This is a genomic window from Bartonella sp. AP11XZML (assembly GCF_042196445.1).
GTDB lineage: Bacteria > Pseudomonadota > Alphaproteobacteria > Rhizobiales > Rhizobiaceae > Bartonella.
In genome coordinates this window covers 58,356-78,111 of sequence record NZ_JBHIQF010000090.1, presented here as the reverse complement: position 1 = coordinate 78,111, position 19,756 = coordinate 58,356, and the positions used below count along the sequence as shown (strand labels likewise).

Annotated in this window: 12 protein-coding genes; 7 read left to right on the top strand and 5 right to left on the bottom strand. The window is 37.5% G+C overall.

The window, feature by feature from the left end:
* Nucleotides 1-104 precede the first annotated feature (104 nt).
* From glnA to uvrA, 3 genes are all read right to left on the bottom strand, one after another.
* Complete coding sequence (glnA, locus tag ACFIMG_RS08975) at nt 105-1,514, bottom strand: type I glutamate--ammonia ligase (protein WP_375679211.1); 1,410 nt, start codon at nt 1,512-1,514, stop codon at nt 105-107.
* Between the two features lie 59 nt (nt 1,515-1,573).
* A complete protein-coding gene (locus tag ACFIMG_RS08970; protein ID WP_375606671.1) occupies nt 1,574-1,912 on the bottom strand; it encodes a P-II family nitrogen regulator in 339 nt (112 codons plus the stop codon).
* 1,063 nt (nt 1,913-2,975) lie between these two features.
* The gene (uvrA, locus tag ACFIMG_RS08965) at nt 2,976-5,891 is read right to left on the bottom strand and encodes an excinuclease ABC subunit UvrA (protein WP_375679212.1); all 2,916 of its coding nucleotides are present in this window, start codon (nt 5,889-5,891) and stop codon (nt 2,976-2,978) included.
* 330 nt (nt 5,892-6,221) lie between these two features.
* On the opposite strand from uvrA, the gene ssb reads away from it, so the two are divergent.
* The 7 genes from ssb to ACFIMG_RS08930 all read left to right on the top strand — a co-directional run bounded on the left by ssb (nt 6,222) and on the right by ACFIMG_RS08930 (nt 16,455).
* Nucleotides 6,222-6,728 carry a single-stranded DNA-binding protein gene (gene ssb, locus ACFIMG_RS08960; RefSeq protein WP_375611516.1) on the top strand — a complete coding sequence of 169 codons (507 nt, stop codon included), beginning with the start codon at nt 6,222-6,224 and terminating at the stop codon, nt 6,726-6,728.
* Between the two features lie 230 nt (nt 6,729-6,958).
* A complete protein-coding gene (gene gyrA, locus ACFIMG_RS08955) occupies nt 6,959-9,742 on the top strand; it encodes a DNA gyrase subunit A (RefSeq protein WP_375679213.1) in 2,784 nt (927 codons plus the stop codon).
* A 24-nt stretch (nt 9,743-9,766) separates the two neighbouring features.
* The gene (gene coaD / locus ACFIMG_RS08950; protein ID WP_375679214.1) at nt 9,767-10,285 is read left to right on the top strand and encodes a pantetheine-phosphate adenylyltransferase; all 519 of its coding nucleotides are present in this window, start codon (nt 9,767-9,769) and stop codon (nt 10,283-10,285) included.
* Complete coding sequence (locus ACFIMG_RS08945) at nt 10,275-10,868, top strand: peptidylprolyl isomerase (RefSeq protein ID WP_375679215.1); 594 nt, start codon at nt 10,275-10,277, stop codon at nt 10,866-10,868. The genes coaD and ACFIMG_RS08945 overlap by 11 nt, the downstream gene beginning before the upstream one ends.
* 18 nt (nt 10,869-10,886) lie before the next feature.
* Nucleotides 10,887-11,399: a peptidylprolyl isomerase gene (locus ACFIMG_RS08940; protein WP_375679216.1), complete on the top strand. Its 513-nt coding sequence runs from the start codon at nt 10,887-10,889 to the stop codon at nt 11,397-11,399.
* 1,453 nt (nt 11,400-12,852) lie between these two features.
* Entirely contained in the window at nt 12,853-13,971 is a 1,119-nt protein-coding gene (gene tgt / locus ACFIMG_RS08935) for a tRNA guanosine(34) transglycosylase Tgt (protein WP_375679217.1), read from the top strand.
* Between the two features lie 1,284 nt (nt 13,972-15,255).
* Complete coding sequence (locus ACFIMG_RS08930; RefSeq protein ID WP_375679218.1) at nt 15,256-16,455, top strand: MFS transporter; 1,200 nt, start codon at nt 15,256-15,258, stop codon at nt 16,453-16,455.
* Between the two features lie 44 nt (nt 16,456-16,499).
* Here the strand turns inward: ACFIMG_RS08930 and ACFIMG_RS08925 are convergent, their stop codons facing one another.
* Nucleotides 16,500-17,927, bottom strand: coding sequence for an MFS transporter (locus tag ACFIMG_RS08925; protein WP_375629058.1), 1,428 nt, complete (start codon nt 17,925-17,927; stop codon nt 16,500-16,502).
* A 118-nt stretch (nt 17,928-18,045) separates the two neighbouring features.
* On the bottom strand, nt 18,046-19,260 hold the full coding sequence (locus ACFIMG_RS08920; protein ID WP_375679219.1) for an NADP-dependent isocitrate dehydrogenase: 1,215 nt from the start codon (nt 19,258-19,260) through the stop codon (nt 18,046-18,048).
* Nucleotides 19,261-19,756 lie beyond the last annotated feature (496 nt).

Below are 19,756 nucleotides of genomic sequence, written 5' to 3'. Positions count from 1 at the left end.
GCGGACGAGCAAAAAGCCTCTTGCGCTTTTGCATGAGACGAATATCCACAAAAATGGAGGCTTTTGCCTCCATTTTAAAAATCAAAAGAATGCGTATTGATTGTTTAAACAGAATAGTACATATCAAATTCAACAGGATGGGGTGTTGTTTCGTAACGCAAGACTTCTTGCATCTTTACTTGAATGAAGGAATTAATCTGATCATCATCAAAAACGTCGCCAGCTTTAAGAAAGCCACGATCTTTGTCAAGTGCTTCAAGCGCTTCACGCAGGCTTCCTGAAACAGTAGGGATTTCTTTAAGTTCCTTTAAGGGAAGATCATAAAGATCTTTATCCATAGCATGTCCGGGATGAATTTTGTTTTTGATGCCATCAAGACCAGCCATTAAAAGGGCTGCAAATGCCAAATAGGGATTTGCTGTTGGGTCTGGAAAACGAACTTCTACGCGTTTTGAATTTGGTGAGGAGCTCATAGGAATACGGCAAGATGCAGAACGATTACGTGCTGAATAGGCAAGAAGAACAGGAGCTTCATAACCAGGAACCAAACGTTTATAGGAGTTTGTGGATGGGTTGGTAAAAGCATTTATTGCTTTTGCGTGCTTAATAACACCGCCGATAAAAAACAAACAGGTTTCTGATAGTCCGGCATATTCATTTCCTGCAAAAATGGGTTTGCCATCTTTCCAAATGGAAATGTGGATATGCATTCCAGAGCCGTTATCACCAAAAACTGGTTTTGGCATGAAGGTTGCTGTTTTCCCATAACTGTTTGCTATTTGATGTACAACATATTTAAAAATTTGCATCTTGTCAGCCTCGCGAACAAGTGTATCAAAACGAATACCCAATTCATGTTGGCCTGCTGCTACTTCGTGATGGTGTTTTTCGACCTGTACACCCATATCCTTGAGTGCTGTGAGCATTTCAGAACGCATATCTTGGCAGGAATCAATCGGCGGAACAGGAAGGTAGCCTCCCTTTATTCGTGGGCGATGCCCTAGATTTCCTGTTTCATATTCCGTATCATCATTAGAGGGAAGTTCACTTGAATCGAGTTTAAACCCTGTGTTGTAAGGGTCCGTTTTATAGCGCACATCATCAAAGATAAAAAACTCTGCTTCTGGACCTACATTGATCGTATCTCCAATGTTTAAAGATTTCATATACACCTCAGCCCTTTTGGCGATAGAACGAGGATCTCTACGATAAAACTCACCAGAGACAGGATCAAGTACATCACAAAATATGACCAAAGTAGATTGAGCAAAAAAAGGATCAATATGTGCTGTTGCTGGATCTGGCATTAAAACCATGTCAGATTCATTAATTGTTTTCCAACCAGCAATTGAAGAACCATCAAACATGACACCATCACTAAAAGTATCCTCGCTGATCTCTGCGATATCCATTGTAATGTGATGCAATTTTCCTCGTGGATCAGTAAAACGTAAATCAACAAAACGGATTTCGTTGTCTGTAATCTGTTTGATAATATCTGATGCGGTTGTCATATTCAATTTCCTTAATATGGCGTTGAGGTGGATAAAAAAGTGAATTTTCTCGTTATTTATTAAAGGGCATCGATCCCAGTTTCGTCAGTCCCTATACGAATGGCATCATCAATGGAAAAGACAAATATTTTTCCATCTCCTATATGTTTAGTTTGGGCTGCTTTACGTATTGCATCAACAGTTTGTTCCAGTTTGTCATCGGACACGACAATTTCAATTTTTACTTTAGGGAGAAAGTCAACAACATATTTCGTCCCACGGTAAAGTTCTGTATGTTCCCTTTGACGACCAAAACCTTTCGCTTCTGTTACTGTAATACCATGGAGCCCTATTTTTTGAAGCGCTTCTTTCACTTCATCAAGTTTGAAAGGTTTTATAATGGCTTCAATTTTTTTCATGCTGAAATTATCTCCAACGTTATTTTGTCTTTTTAGACTGCATCACATTATATTGACAACTGTAAGATGTCCAACAGATACTTTGTGCACAAAAAGTCGAAAATAATGACACTCTATGCTCTGTTAGGAGAGTTTTTTTGTAGAATACAGCCAAATACTGTTTTTTGGGAAAAAAACTTACAATTCTTATACAGAATTCAAATAATATAATAAAAGAGTTTTGTTTCTTTTTTATTAGATAATATCTTGACTTATAAGGATAATTAGACGCTCTCCACATTGAATGAGAAACTCTAATAGCGTAAGATTTTCTCATTTTAGATCTTTTTATCGTCAATCAATCAAAACGATACTTTTATATATCATAAATAGTTATGAGTGTGTGGATAACAACATTTGAAAAAAGAAATAAAATGCTTTTTATGAAAGCTTTCGATAATTAAAGGCTTTACAATATTAGGGAGTAGGGAAGACAAATATTGGAAAAGAGTGTGATGATGCCGATTCATAAATGTAAAGATGGTGGTGTACAATAATGAGTTTATCATTATAGCATTCATAGGAGCCGTTGTGAAATGGGCTTGAGAGCATTGAGAAATGTTTCTTTAAAACAGATGTGGGAATTGGCAACGCAAATATATTCCGTTTGGGGCGTTTTGTTCCTTCGTGAGGAATGTGATCTTCATTAAGGAACGCGATAAATAAAAGTGTGAAGCAATGGCAATCTTCATTATAAGATATTGCTGTGGATGCCTTGGAAAATCATAAAGATAAATTAAAAGGAAATGGAAATATAGAAATTTATTTATACCCTTAAAACTTCATATACTTCCCAGTTTAGGTTGTCTGGTCGTTTCAGGTATAAACAAAACAGAGAATAAATACGCAATTATGTGCGCGTTCCTATTTGGCAATACGACAACTGAAACAGCTTATAAAGCGCTAAATTGTTTTTAGTCTTTGCTTCAAACGTGTTGCACCACTGGAATTAGGTGTTGGTTTACAGGTAATAATAAAAGTACAGGCTTTGTTAGTATGCTGTATTTTACAATAGAAAGCGTTTCTAAGAATTGGAATTATAGAGAGATGGGCGCAGTAAAACATGTTTTAGAAATTTTCCCGTATAGGAAGCCGGAACCTTAATGATGTCTTCAGGGCGTCCAATTGCAACAATTTCACCACCGCGATCTCCACCTTCTGGTCCTAAATCAATAATCCAGTCGGCTGTCTTTATAACATCAAGGTTATGTTCAATGACTATAACTGTGTTGCCTTGCTCGACTAGTTCGTGAAGCACTTCAAGAAGTTTGGAAATGTCATGAAAATGTAAACCTGTTGTCGGTTCATCCAAAATATAGAGTGTACGTCCCGTTGTTTTACGAGAAAGTTCTTTCGCAAGTTTTACACGTTGTGCTTCCCCACCAGAAAGTGTGGTTGCTTGCTGTCCTACTTTTATGTAACCCAATCCTACTTTAATGAGAGTTTCCATTTTATTATGAATAGCGGGAATAGCTTGGAAAAATTCCTCTGCCTTTTCAATTGTCATATCCAGAATATCGGCTATAGACTGTCCTTTGAATTTTATTTCTAGTGTTTCTCGGTTATAGCGTTTTCCTTTACAGACATCGCAAGTAACATAGACATCAGGTAAAAAGTGCATTTCAATTTTGATGACTCCATCACCTTGACACGCTTCGCACCGTCCTCCTTTAACATTAAATGAAAAACGCCCAGCTTTGTAACCGCGGGCTTTTGATTCTGGAAGATCAGCAAACCACTCACGAATCGGTGTAAAAGCACCTGTATAGGTTGCGGGATTAGAGCGTGGGGTGCGTCCAATAGGAGACTGGTTGATATCGATGACTTTATCAAGAAATTCTAATCCTTCAATTTTGTCATAGCTGGCAGGGCTGTGATGAGAGCCCATGATATGATGTGATGCTGCTTTGAAAAGCGTTTCAATAAGAAATGTTGATTTTCCTCCTCCAGAAACACCAGTTATGCATGTGAAGGTTCCAAGAGGAATATTCGCATTGATATTTTTTAGGTTATTGCCTTTGGCGCCGATGACTTTAAGTGTTTTCGTTTTTGATATTTTGCGTCGCTCTGTAGGCATTTTAACAGCCATTTTTCCTGAAAGGTATTGGCCTGTGAGAGAGGCTGAATTTTCTATAATTTCCTGCGGTGTTCCTTGCGCTATGATTTCTCCACCATGAACGCCCGCGGCAGGCCCCATATCGACAACATAGTCTGCTGTGAGAATAGCATCTTCATCATGTTCAACAACAATAACTGTATTGCCAAGATTGCGCAAATGGCGCAGCATTTCCAACAGGCGTTCGTTATCGCGTTGGTGTAAACCGATAGATGGTTCATCTAAAATATAAAGAACGCCTGTAAGACCAGAACCAATTTGAGATGCCAACCGAATGCGTTGGCTTTCTCCCCCTGAAAGCGTTCCTGAATTTCGAGACAAGGTAAGATATTCCAATCCTACATGATTTAAAAAAGCCAAACGTTCACGAATTTCTTTTAAAATACGTACGGCGATATTACGTTGTTTTTCTGTGAGATGTTGATGAACATTGGCAAACCAATCATCTGCTTTTAGAATAGAAAGATCTGATATTTGCCCAATATGCATTCCGTTGATTTTTACAGCAAGTGCCTCTGGTTTTAAACGATAACCGTGACAAGCTGGGCAGGGCGAAGAAGACATATAACGTTCGATTTCTTCTCGAGACCAAGCAGAATCGGTTTCTTTCCAGCGTCTCTCCATATTAGGGATGATTCCTTCAAAAGGTTGGGTCATTTTATGCGAACCAGAATTATTTTTATAGATAAAAGAAATTTCATCTCTTTTTGTACCGTAGAGAATAGCCTGTTGTGCTTCATTAGAGAGTTCACACCATTGATCTGTGAGTTTGAAACCGTAAGCTTTTCCTAATGCTTCTAAGGTTTGTTTATAGTAAAGTGAATCTGATTTAGCCCAAGGGGCAATGGCGCCATTCTTGAGGGTAAGATTTTTATTGGGCACAATTTTCAGTGGATCCATTGCTTTTTTTATGCCCAGTCCATCGCAGAGAGGACAGGCGCCAAAAGGATTATTGAACGAAAAAAGGCGTGGTTCAATTTCAGGAATAGAAAAACCCGATACAGGGCAGGAAAACTTTTCTGAAAAAATGAGTCGTTTGTGTGTATCATTTTTTGATTTATGAGCAGATTCCTTTGTCGTTTCTTTTTGTGCTAAGGGTTGGTCTGCCATTTCAGCAATGGCAAGCCCATTTGCTAGCTGTAAACAGGTTTCTATACTATCAGCCAAGCGAGAGGTGATATCCTTCTGTACAACAATGCGGTCTACCACGACATCGATGTCGTGTTTATATTTTTTATCCAGAGGTGGAATATCGGCGATTTCATAGAATTTTCCATCAACTTTAGCGCGTTGAAATCCTCTTTTTAAAAGTTCTGTTAACTCTTTTTTATATTCTCCCTTTCGTCCTCGCACCAAAGGGGCCATAATAAAAATTCGCGTTCCTTCTGATAAGGCCATAATTTGATCCACCATTTGGCTTACTGTCTGGCTTTCAATAGGAAGTCCTGTCACAGGAGAATGAGGAATACCAATACGTGCAAAGAGAAGACGCATGTAATCGTGGATTTCAGTAACGGTACCTACTGTTGAACGAGGATTGCGACTGGTGGTTTTTTGTTCAATGGAGATAGCTGGAGAGAGACCGTCTATGCGGTCGACATCGGGTTTTTGCATGACTTCCAAAAATTGGCGTGCATAGGCTGAAAGGCTTTCGACATAACGGCGTTGTCCTTCAGCGTAAATTGTATCAAACGCTAAGGATGATTTCCCTGATCCAGAAAGTCCTGTTATAACAATGAGTTTATCACGAGGCAGATCGAGATCAATATTTTTAAGGTTATGCTCACGAGCACCGCGAATGGAGATATATTTTTGATGAGTCATACTTTATCCTTGGCATATGTGGCAAAAATTGAGCACCTAAAATGGAATAAAACTGTTTTTTTAGAATTATAATGTGTTTAACTGCTTTAATGCAAAAGGAAGGTATAAGTTTTGTGAAAAAAATACAAATGAGCAGCTTTTTATTCTCTCGTGGTGGAATAAACTATGCGTTTTTATCATCTTTTGTTATAATTACACTGAATACAATATTGGTAAAGGATAGCAATACCCATATTGATGGTCAATTGCGACATGTAAATTGAAGGTCAAGAGGGTTATAACTGTTATAGAACAGAGTATTTTACAAATTAAAATTTTGGAGTTTATGCGATGGCTGGTAGCCTTAATAAAGTTATTTTGATTGGTAATCTTGGTGCGGATCCTGAAATCCGCCGTTTGAATTCTGGTGATCAAGTGGCAAATCTGCGTATTGCTACTTCAGAAAGTTGGCGCGATCGGAATACAAATGAGCGAAAAGAACGCACTGAGTGGCATAGTATTGTTATTTTTAATGAAAACCTTGTCAAAGTTGCAGAGCAATATTTAAAAAAAGGCAGCAAAATTTATATTGAGGGGCAGTTACAGACACGAAAATGGCAAGATCAAAATGGAAATGACCGTTATACAACAGAGATTGTTTTGCAAAAGTACCGTGGCGAATTACAAATGCTTGATGGGCGGGGAGCTGCGAGCGGGGAGCAAGGAGCAAGTCAAGGGGGGAGTTATAGTGGTGGCTTTGCCGATAGTCACTCAAATCAGAGAAATGCTTTTGGTCAAAATAATAATCAATTGGGAGAAAGTTTTTCACACAAATTAGATGATGACGTCCCTTTTTAAGAGTCTTTAAATTGCAGTATTATGATCATTTTATGGTTTGCTTGTTTCAGATTTTTGAAGTTTAGCGAAGTGAAAATTGTTAATTATTATTGGTAATTTAAAATATAAATTAATAACATCTTGAAAAATATTGTTAAATTTCTTTTTTGTCATGGGAGAGAAATTAGCATTTTTGTATATTTTTCGCTATAAATAAAGTGAAATGATTCTTTTTTGAAAGTTTTGAAATTGTGACCGATCTTACTCCACACCCAGAACGTGATGTGCTAACCGGTATTGAACCAATCAGTATTATTGATGAAATGCAACGCTCCTATCTCGATTATGCGATGAGCGTGATTGTTTCACGTGCACTCCCTGATGTCCGTGATGGTCTTAAGCCTGTTCATCGACGTATCCTTCATGCTATGAATGAGATGGGGCTTTCTTTCAATAAGTCGTATCGTAAATCTGCTGGTGTTGTTGGTGAGGTTATGGGGAAATTTCATCCCCATGGTGATGCTTCAATTTACGATGCATTAGTGCGTATGGCGCAGGACTTTTCTTTAAGAAATCCATTAATTGATGGTCAGGGAAATTTTGGTTCCGTTGATGGTGATCCACCCGCGGCTATGCGCTATACTGAGTGTCGTTTAGAAAAAGTTTCAGAAGAACTTTTAGCTGATATTGATAAAGATACTGTTGATTTTCAGGATAATTACGATGGGCGTGAGCGTGAACCGGTTGTCTTACCAGCGCGTTTTCCCAATCTTTTGGTTAATGGGTCAGGGGGAATTGCTGTGGGAATGGCAACCAATATTCCTCCCCATAATCTTGGTGAAGTCGTTGATGGTTGTATCGCTTTGATTGATAATCCCGATATCACACTCGATAAAATAATTGAAATTATTCCTGGTCCGGATTTTCCTACAGGGGGTATTATCCTTGGCCACTCTGGTGTTCGTGCAGCTTATGAAACAGGGCGTGGCTCAATCATTATGCGTGCTAAAGTTGAGATCGAAGAAATTCGCAGTGGTCGACAAGCAATTATTGTGAGTGAGATCCCTTATCAAGTTAATAAGGCAACAATGATTGAGAAAATGGCTGAATTGGTGCGCGATAAACGCATTGAGGGAATCTCTGATTTGCGTGACGAATCTGATCGTGATGGATATCGGGTTGTTATTGAGCTGAAGAAAGATGTTGTTGCGGAAGTTGTTTTAAACCAATTATATCGGTATACGCCGCTACAAACTTCCTTTGGTTGTAATATGGTTGCTTTGAATGGAGGAAAACCCGAACAGATGACGTTGCTTGATATGCTTCGTGCATTTGTTTCTTTTCGGGAAGAAGTTGTCAGTCGGCGAACAAAATATCTTTTGCGTAAAGCGCGTGAGCGAGCACATGTTTTGGTTGGCCTTGCCCTTGCTGTTGCCAATATTGATGAAATTATAGCGCTTATTCGCAAAGCTCCTGATCCGCAGACAGCACGTGCACAGTTAATGGAGCGACGCTGGCCAGCGATGGATGTCGCGCCTTTGATTAAACTTATTGATGATCCTCGTCATATTATTCATGAGGATGGTACTTATAACCTCTCTGAAGAACAGGCGCGTGCTATTTTAGAATTGCGTTTGCAACGATTGACAGCCCTTGGGCGTGATGAAATCGCTGATGAATTGAATAAAATTGGCGTGGATATCGCTGACTATCTTGAGATCTTGGCATCACGCGTACGCATTATGTCTATTGTTAAGGATGAGTTGCGTGCTCTTCGTGAGGAATTTGCAACGCCGCGACGTACCGTATTTGGTTTTGGTAGCGCTGAGATGGAGAGTGAAGATCTGATCGCACCAGAGGATATGGTGGTAACGGTAAGCCATAGTGGCTATATTAAGCGTGTGCCTCTTAATACCTATCGTGCACAGCGACGTGGTGGTAAGGGGCGTTCTGGTATGTCCACGAAGGATGAGGATTTTGTAACGCGGTTGTTTGTTGCCAATACGCATACTCCGGTTCTTTTCTTTTCATCACGTGGGATTGTTTATAAGGAAAAAGTTTGGCGGCTGCCGCTGGGGACACCCCAATCGCGTGGGCGGGCTTTGATCAATATGCTTCCTTTACAACAAGGTGAGCGTATTACAACGATTATGCCTTTGCCTGAAGATGAAGCGAGCTGGAGTGCATTAGATATTATGTTTGCGACAACACGTGGAACTGTGCGTCGTAATAAATTATCAGATTTCGTTCAGGTTAATCGTAATGGTAAAATTGCGATGAAACTTGATGAAGAAGATGAAATTCTTTCTGTTGAAACCTGTACAGAACATGATGATGTTGTTCTAACAACAGCCAATGGACAATGTATCCGTTTTCCAGTTGTTGATGTTCGGGTCTTTGCTGGGCGTAATTCTGTGGGAGTTCGTGGTATCAATTTAGCTAAAGGCGATAAAGTCATTTCGATGACAATTTTAGAGCATGTCGAGGCGACGTCCATTGAGCGTTCTGCTTATATTAAACGTGTAATGAATGAACGGCGTGCTTCTGGTGCAGATGCTGATGTTGAAGATGTTATAACTTTTGATGAAGAAGATGGGGGTGCTGAAACAGAGTTAACAGATGAACGTTATGCAGAACTTCATGCACGTGAACAAATGCTTTTGACAGTGAGTGAGTTTGGTTATGGTAAACGTTCTTCTTCCTATGAGTTCCGGATTTCGGGACGTGGCGGAAAGGGGATTCGCGCAACAGATCCATCTAAAACAGCTGAAATTGGTAAATTAGTAGCGGCTTTTCCGGTGAAGGCGCAAGATCAAATTATGTTGGTATCAGATGGGGGGCAGCTTATTCGTGTCCCTGTTGAGGGAATTCGTACTGCTGGGCGCTCAACTAAGGGAGTCACAATTTTTAATACAGCCAAAGGTGAAAGAGTCGTATCGGTTGAACGTATTTCTGAACCTGAAGATGATACGAGTTCATTAGATGATGAAGGTGAGAAGCATTCTGATACAGTTGATATGAGCGAAGAAAAATAATTTTTAAGAGGAAGGAGTAAAGTCATGAAAATTGCTTTTTACGCGGGTTCTTTTGATCCTCTTACAAATGGTCATCTTGATGTTTTAAAAGGGTGTTTTGTGTTAGCTAATAAGGTGGTCGTCGCTATAGGTATACAGGGTGACAAAAAAGCACTCTTTAGCTTTGAAGAGCGTGTTGGTTTTATTACCCAAGTAGGGAAAGACTTTTTCGGTGCAGATTCTAATCGGTTGCAGGTTCTTTCATTTAATAACCTTCTCATTGACAAGGCACGTGAAGTTGGTGCTTCATTTCTCGTTCGCGGATTGCGTGATGGTACTGATCTTGATTATGAAATGCAAATGGCAGGGATGAATGGCATTCTGGCTCCTGAATTGCAAACTGTTTTTTTGCCCGCAAGTGTTTCTGGGCGTGCGATAACGTCTACATTGGTACGTCAAATTGCCTCTATGGGAGGTGATGTGACACCATTTGTGCCGCCCAATGTTGCACAAGCTTTGCGCTCGAAATTCCAGTCTTTAAAGGAGAATAAGTGTGTCTCGTAGAATTTTTGCTGTTTTGATATGTGTGTTTTGTTTTTTTTCATTGTCCGCTGTCGCTGGTAATTCTAGCCCTGCAAATGATGCAAGTCTTCTTGTTTTATCTCTCAAAGATGGTGATGTCATTATTCGCCTGCGTCCTGATTTGGCACCAAAACATGTTGCGCAAATCAAAAAACTAACAGAGGAAGGGGCCTATAATAATGTTGTTTTTCATCGTGTAATTCCTGGCTTTATGGCGCAAACTGGTGATGTAGAATTTGGAAAAAAAGGCAGTAGAGATTTTGATCTAAAACGCGTTGGTATAGGGGGATCAAATTATCCCAATATACCGGCTGAGTTTTCAAAGCAGCCATTTAAGCGTGGTACTGTTGGGATGGCACGTTCACAAGATCCAGATTCTGCGAATTCTCAGTTCTTCATTTGTTTTGATGATGCTGCTTTTTTAAACGGTCAGTATACGGTTATTGGGGAAGTAATAAAGGGGATGGATGTTGTTGATAAAATTAAAAAAGGTACCACAAGTAATAATGGATCTGTAGAAAATCCTGATGTTATTAATGCTGCTACTTTACAAGTTGAGAAATGAATCAAGGGAGCTTTCCATATGGCTGAGAATAAAAATCCAGAGAATACTTTAATTCTTGAAACAACAAAGGGCAGAGTTGTTATTGATCTTTTTGCTGATTTAGCACCTTGTCATGTTGCACGTATTAAAGAACTTGTCCGTGAAGGTGCTTATGATAATGTTATTTTTCATCGCGTTATTGATGGCTTTATGGCGCAGACTGGAGATGTGCAATTTGGAAAGAAGGATAGTGAAAAATTCAATTTATCACGTGCTGGTATGGGGGGGGCAGAAAAACCAAATTTAACAGCAGAGTTTTCAAATCTTTCTCATAAGCGTGGTACAGTTTCTATGGCGCGTAGTCAGAATCCAAATTCTGCTAACTCTCAATTTTTTATTTGTTTTGCAGATGCTCCGTGGCTTGATCGTCAATATTCTATATGGGGGCAGGTTGTTGAAGGTATGGAAAATGTTGATAAAATTAAACGTGGTGAACCTGTTGCAGATCCAGATTCAATTACCAAAGCCATTATTGCTGCGGATGTAGAATAGTATAAACTATACTGATTTCAATTGTAAGTTTCTAAGAAAAAGTACACTTTTCTGATCAATAAAGGCACACGAAACTCTTTTGTAGTATCACGCTTACCTTTTATAATTTTGAGCTAAGCATTGTCCATATATTTTCTTCAATCGGATCTTCCTGAAGAATATAACGCAACGGATTTGTACAAACACCTGTCAGAATAAGAAAACGCAAAGTCTGTTGTATTATGGTTGTTGTTTGGCAAAGTGTTTTATAAAAAATTCGGCATTTCTCTTCAATCCATTGTCGGTCTTAATGGTTTTATGATGTTACTTTCTTAAGAGAGCGTGTGCTTTTGTTTCTGCTCGTAAATCAACATCCAATCCTAATGCAGAAGCATGTTTGAAACACATATTAAGATGGATAAGAGCTTTACTAGCTCATCCAGTTTTCCTAGCAAGGTGGAAAACCAGCATTTATATATATTGGCGTAATCTTTAAAATAAGAAGACAGTTTAATCTTAGAAGAATATAATAAAGGCGCAGAAGTGAAACAAATGGCTAGTTTTGCCATCTCCTTTTTAATTCAACTTTACTTTTTTAAAAGTATCTAATGCAATATCTTTTAAATAATGAAGATTATGCAGGGACTTACGCTTTTATTTTTCTCGTTTTTTAATAGAGGAATGCTCCAAACGGAATACACTTGTGTTGCGTATTTACGTGTTTTTTTAAGAAGCATTTCTTAGTACATATCAACATTCACTTCCACGATGACATTCATGGCGTGTATAGTTTTAAAGCTATAAATAGTATAAAATCTATTATGCACCACCTTCTTTAAAGCTTATGAAGGAGCAAGCGGGTACCATCATACGCTTTTTCAGCCTCTAATGTTACGATAGAGCTTTTGGTATTTGAGAATCTTTACAAAAAGCATTTTTAGTTTTTTAAAGTATTTTTATTTACACGTTAATTTCTTTTGTGAATTATCTCTAATGCCAAGAGCTATCTCAATATTGTGAGTGGATAAATGATTATGCTCATTTGCGCTTTTATTAAGCGTGAGGATCGCTGTGCCCAGTAGATGAAAAATTTTTATCTGTAAAAGTTAAAGAATATTGTAAGCTGTACAATGCGTTCAAAATTTTCTTCTATGGGTACAAAGTTACTGCTTATGGAAGTATGTGAAGATGAAATTATTGTGATAATAATGTTGCAGTTCTGTTAAGGATAAGCGTAGGTATTTTGAGGTATGATATTATAAGGATTTTACTATTTTTCTAGAGTTAGATTATCACTTTTATTATGGTGATTTCTTAACAAGAAATGTTCTTTTATCTCGTTTAATTTTTGATGCTGGTTACAATATTGAGCGAATCAAAAATTAATTCATAAAGCTTTTGACAATGCTCGTAAGGGGATATCTTTTTTCTTTCTATAGAGATATGCATTGATGGAATCAAAAAGACGAGAGTTATGATAAAGACATTTCATTATAGAAAAATTGCTCAAGATGGGTATGCACGTCGAGGCGAAATTATAACGGGGCGAGGGTGTGTTCGTACACCCGCATTTATGCCTGTTGGGACGGCAGGAACCGTTAAGGCTATGTATATGGATCAAATTCGTGATCTTGGTGCAGATATCATTTTGGGGAATACTTATCATTTAATGTTACGTCCAGGAGCTGAACGTGTTGCGCGTTTAGGAGGATTACATGAATTTTCACGCTGGAGCGGACCTATTTTAACCGATTCTGGTGGCTTTCAGGTTATGTCATTGGCGGGAATCCGTAAAATTACTGAACAAGGTGTGATTTTTCGCTCTTACATTAATGGAGCCTACTATGAAATGAGTCCAGAGCGTTCTATCGAAATTCAAGGACTTCTTGGTGCAGATATCCAGATGCAGTTGGATCAATGTATTGCATTACCCGCAACTGAAAAAGAAATGGAAGAAGCTATGGAACTTTCATTGCGGTGGGCGCTGCGTTGTAAAACAGCTTTTGGAGATCAGCCAGATAAAGCATTGTTTGGGATTGTTCAGGGTGGTGATAATATGAAACTGCGTGAACGTTCTGCTCAAGCATTAAAAGAAATCGATTTAAAAGGTTACGCTATTGGAGGGCTTGCTGTTGGTGAGCCGCAGAGTGTTATGACAGCAGTATTGGATACTACTTGTCCGATTTTACCAGAGGATAAACCACGCTATCTTATGGGAGTAGGGACACCTGATGATATTTTACAAAGTGTTGCTCGTGGTGTTGATATGTTTGATTGTGTTATGCCGACGCGTGCAGGACGTCATGGTTTAGCTTTTACCCGCTTTGGTAGAATTAATTTGCGTAATGCGCGTTATGCAGAAGATCCACTTCCTCTTGATCCACAGTCACTTTGTCCAGCAGCACATGATTATAGTTGTGCTTATTTGCATCATTTGATTAAATCTGGTGAATCTCTTGGGGGGATGTTGTTGACTTGGAATAATCTTTTTTATTATCAACAACTTATGCAGGGAATTCGTGATGCCATTGAGGAAGGCTGTTATGCCGATTTTTGCGCTGAAACGCGTGCTCTATGGGCACAAGGACGCTAAAATATTAATCGTAATATAGCACCTCATTTTTTTATTGAATTTATTCTCGCACTTACAAATTTAGTTAAAAATATGAAATTAGAAACATCTTCCAAAATTATAAAATTTCACTATCTTAAAATATAACAGTGCGGTTTTATAGGGTACATATTCTTTTCTAAGTACTATATAAAAACAGAAACTGTTACTCCGGTACGCGCTACCTGATCCGGAGAAAAACAGTTTTTCTGTTTCTGATGACTGTTTACAGCAACAATGTTAATGAGGCGTTAGCGAACTCTTAAAGAAGTATGAAAATTGTATTTTTATGAGCTACTTTGTGTTTTTTATTACTAAAGGTAAAGAATGGATTATATACAATCGAACAGATAAATTTTTAGAAAATTAAAATAAAACTAAAATAAAATTACAACATTTAAAATGTTGTAATTTTATTTTTTAAGTTTTTATATATAAATATTCTTTAAAATAGATTTATGTAATATTATTTATATAATAAAACTATAGATATTATGTCATAATAAATTAAATATTAATCACGGTAATTGTCATATTTATAAAATAGCAATAAACATACTTATACAAAATTTATTATATTTGTTTTTTGCTTTGTTTATAGAATTTATCTGAAAATAATCATAATATATTTACGTGAATATTTTAATTTACAGATAGTGAGTTAGATATTTGATGCGATTCCTCTGTTAGATGAGGGAGGGGTAAAGATGTCTAAAAGAGGGTATTTAATAAATCTAGAAACCAAGCACTATTATCATGAGAATTTTTAAAAGACTCTATAATCATTTATAAGAATGGCCTAAAGTTGAAATTATAGCTTATCGATTTGGGGGATCTGTATTCAGGTAGCAAAATAAAGCAACAATAATTTTGGGGGAGAAGTTTTATCTTTGTATCAAGATAATGATGAGATATTATTCACTTGTTTGAAATGCATTCTTCGGCAAATTTTAGAATTATTTATAGGATATAGTATATCGTTGCAAAATAAAGTTTTCACTGTAAAATTACAATGGCTGAAAAGAGGAGACAAAGTTTATTATCTGGCAGATCTGATAAAAATAGGTGAATACGTCTGTGACCTTGAGGTTTTCAAAGGTTTTTCATTAAAGAATCTTACTTAAAACTCCATAAAATGCTTTATATATCAAAATATTTCTAAAACTTTATTGGGGACTATTGGGCATACGTATAACAATGTTTTGAATTTTTGTTTGTGTGTATTACAGATATCTACGGTTAAAACTCCTATCCAGAAGTGATGATATGAGGGATTCTTATCAACAAAAGGTTCTTGCATTGGGAATTGATTCGAGAATACGGCGTTTAATAATTTTTGCTCTTGCTGTGGGGAGTTTTGCTATTGGTACTGCAGAGTTTGTCGCAATGGGGCTATTACCAGAGATGGCACGAAGTTCCTATGTTGATATTCCTACCGCTGGTCAATATATTTCTGCTTATGCATTAGGAGTTGTGATTGGAGCACCTCTTTTAGCTGTGGCAACAGCTCAGGTATCACGCAAAACTGTTTTGATAGGATTGATGCTTTTTTATGCTTTAGCAAATATTGCTAGTGCCTTTTTTTCTTATTTTAGCATATTAGTAGTATTACGCTTTCTCAGTGGACTTCCCCATGGAATCTATTTTGGACTTGCGGCTATGGTTGCTTCTTCAATGGTAGAAATGAAAGAACGTTCTAAAGCTGTTGGATATGTTATGCTTGGCTTAACAATTGCAACCGTTTTGGGAGCACCCAGTGCTACTTGGATTGGTCAACTTATTGGTTGGCAGATTGCTTTTGTCCTTGTGGGGATGATCGCTTTATTATGTTGTTTGCTTATTTGGAATTTTTTTCCTTGTGATTCAAGTTTTCCAAAAACGAATCCTTTGCAAGAAATGGGTGTATTAAAGCAAAAGCAGGTGTGGCTTCTTTTGTTGATGGTGTCGGTGGGAGCGTCAGGATTATTTTCTGTTTTCACTTATATCAAGCCAACATTAATGCATATTTCTGGTGTTTCACTTGAGTGGGTACCATTTATTATGCCGTTAGTTGGATTGGGAATGGTGATAGGAAATCTCTTGGGGCCTAAATTAGCTGTTAAAATTGGCATTTCACCGATGATATTTTTCTCTATGCTTTGGAGCGTATTTGTTTTTTTTCTTTTTTTCTTTTTATCCTATGCTCCGTTAACAGCGGCAATAGGATGCTTTTTTGTTGGAACTTCTTTTGCTGCTATGCCTTCTATACAAACAAAAATTATGGATGTTGCACTACAGGGACAGATTTTGGCAGGAGCATTAATGCAGTCTGCTTTTAATATTGCCAACGCTCTTGGTGCTGAATCTGGAGCATTAGTTTTAAAATTGGGCTATAGTTATGAATATACAGCTGTTTTAGGAAGTGTTCTAACTTTGTGTGGATTAATGGTTTTTTGCATCTCATGGTATATGGAGAAGCATGCTTAATGTTTTTCATTTTTTAAATGAAGAAGGAATTTTTATATTTATTTTTAGTTGTTGGAATGTCCTGTTGGGTTTTTCAATATGAAGTAAGAAATGCGCAGTGCTAATGGAATAGCAAGACAAAATAAAAGACCCATGAGCACTATAAGAAGAGTTTTTGCTGCTAAGATCATTCCTATTGTTCCTCCAGGATTAAAGAGGCCTGCAAGATTGGTGATGACTCCTGCTAGAGTTGCACTTAAGGCCGCTGAAAATAGTTGTACAGAGGTAAGGGATTCACTGGCACGGAGAGCATCTTCATCATTTGCACATTGTAAGATCCTTGTGAGCAAATGTGGCCATGCTATGCCCGCACTGATTCCAATAGAAAACAGTGCTAAGCAAATAATAAAAATATATTCAAGCGCGGAAACTTCTGTTGGGATGAGCCATAAAAGAATCATTATGCCTAACAGTTTTAATAGGGGCGAGTATACAATGATGTTGCGAATTTTTTTTGTGGAGAGACCAGCACTTGAGATGGCTCCACATGTCCACCCTAGGCTCATAAGTGCTGCTATATAACCAGCAATAAGTGGAGCTTGCCCATGAAGCTCTTGAAGAAAAAGTGGAAAATAAAGTTCTATACTGTATACGACTGTTGTCATAACGAGTATCAATGCGTAAACAGAAAAGATTTCAGAAGAGAAAGAAAAGGATTTGCGGGGCAACATAGGATGAGGGGTAGATGATTCGATTTTTGCTAGAACAAAGAGAAGACTAAGTCCGATAACTAATCCGCAAATTTTTGCTATTGTAGACTCCATAGCCCCTCCAACAGAAATAATAAAAATCAATAAGGTGAGTGTGAAAAGCTGGAGAAGAGGAAGAGGGGGTGTTGGAACATCGTTTTCATTCTTTTTTGGTAAAAATTTAAAGGCGATGAGTGAGAAAAATATAGCTAATACGCCAATGATCAAAAAGGATGCTCGCCATAGGCCATAATATACAGAAAGCCCCCCGATTGCTGGTCCTAACAAGGTTGATATTCCCCACATTCCAGAGATAATACTTAATGCATGTGACCATAAAGATGGGCTGAAAACAATCCGTACCATGGAATAGGATAGGGATAACAAAGAACCACTTCCAAATCCTTGAATAAAGCGTCCTATTAAAAACAATGGCATAGATGAAGAAATGCTGCACATAAAAGTGCCTAGGGTGAAGATAAGTCCAGAAATAACATACGCATTGCGAGGACCTAATTTCCCTAATATTTTTGTTGCAAGTGAAGTACCCACGAGTGAAGCTGTAATAAAGACAGTAGCCACCCAAGAATAATATATTTCACTGCCAATATGATTCATAAGAGAGGGTAAAATAGTAATAACAATATAAACGTTGGTGGCGTGTAACACAACTCCACCTGTAAACGTTAAAAAGCAAAGACCATTTTTACCCAATAAAAGCGCAGACCAGCCCTGTTTTTTCACTGTTGTTTGCTATTTAATAAAAATCTATCCTCTTTTTACTTATAAGGTACTTCTTTGAATTTGCCAAGAGAAATTCAAAGCTCTGTTTAGAGCTTTGAATTTTAATTTAAGTAATAATTTAATTGCCCATTGCTTTTTTGAGATTCTCATCAATTTTATCGAGGAAATCTGTTGTAGAAAGCCACTTTTGTTTAGGCCCAATCAAAAGTGCGAGATCTTTGGTCATAAAACCTTCTTCGACGGTTTTAATACAAACTTCTTCCAATGTCGTGGAAAAGTTTTTTAACTTCTCATTGTTATCTAGTTTAGCACGGTGCGCTAGTCCACGCGTCCATGCAAAAATAGATGCAATAGAGTTCGTTGATGTTTCTTCATTCTTTTGATGCTGACGATAATGGCGTGTTACGGTGCCGTGTGCTGCCTCTGCTTCAACAATTTTGCCGTCAGGTGTCATGAGAACAGAAGTCATGAGACCCAGAGAACCAAAGCCTTGGGCAACAATATCAGATTGGACATCACCATCATAGTTTTTACATGCCCATACGTATCCACCTGACCACTTTAATGCAGAAGCAACCATATCATCAATAAGACGGTGTTCGTAATATAATTTACGGTTTTCAAATTCAGTTTTAAATTCCGTATCAAATATTTCTTGAAAGATATCTTTAAAACGACCATCGTAAGTTTTTAGAATGGTATTTTTTGTTGAAAGATAAACTGGAACATTCCGTTGTAGTCCATAATTAAAGGATGCGCGGGCAAAATCACGAATTGACTCATCAAGGTTATACATAGCCATGGCAACCCCTGCGCTTGGAGCATCAAAAACATCATGTTCAATAACTTGATTATCATCACCGACAAATTTAATACTTAATTTCCCTTTTCCTGGAAATTTAAAATCTGTTGCCTTGTATTGATCACCAAAAGCGTGACGTCCGATAATAATTGGCTTTGTCCAGTTAGGAACAAGGCGAGGGACATTTTTACAGATAATGGGTTCGCGAAAAATGACTCCTCCTAAAATATTGCGGATTGTGCCATTAGGTGATTTCCACATTTTTTTTAGGTTAAATTCTTTAACGCGTGCCTCATCAGGTGTAATGGTTGCGCATTTTATACCAACCCCATATTTTTTGATAGCATTGGCAGAATCGATAGTTACCTGATCATTGGTTGCATCACGATTTACGACGGAAAGATCATAATATTTTAGATCAACGTCGAGGTAGGGATGGATTAATTTATCTTTGATATATTTCCAGATGATGCGGGTCATCTCATCCCCATCAAGTTCAACAACGGGGTTTTCTACTTTGATCTTTACCATTAGAAATCCTTTTTCTTTTAAGCGATACTACTTGTATAACACTTTCAAGTTTATAATGAAAAGTAAAAACAAGGGAAAAAAGCATTCAAATATGAGCTTTTAGAATATATTATCAATAGAGTGTAAAATTTTGTTGGAGGGTTTAATTTTTGAAAAGAAGTGATGTGTTTGCAAATCTATAATTATTCTATGATTGATGAAGAATCTGTTTAATAGATAAGGTAGTTAGATCACCGGGGGACGGGGATTATGCATTTTTATTATCAGAGATTCCATTTAATAAGTTGATCGTATTCTGAATTATAGTTTCTTGATTTGTTGTGTTAGGTGAATAAGAAACTATTTTTATATTGCTATTTCAATTCTAAGCTTATGGTCTGTTTGTTTATAAAAAGTTTAATGTGATAACAAAGGCACTGTAATTAGAAATGATTCATATGAAATGCGTTTGGGATAAACTTCAATTTTGAAGGTTGGAAAAAACGTATAAATGATG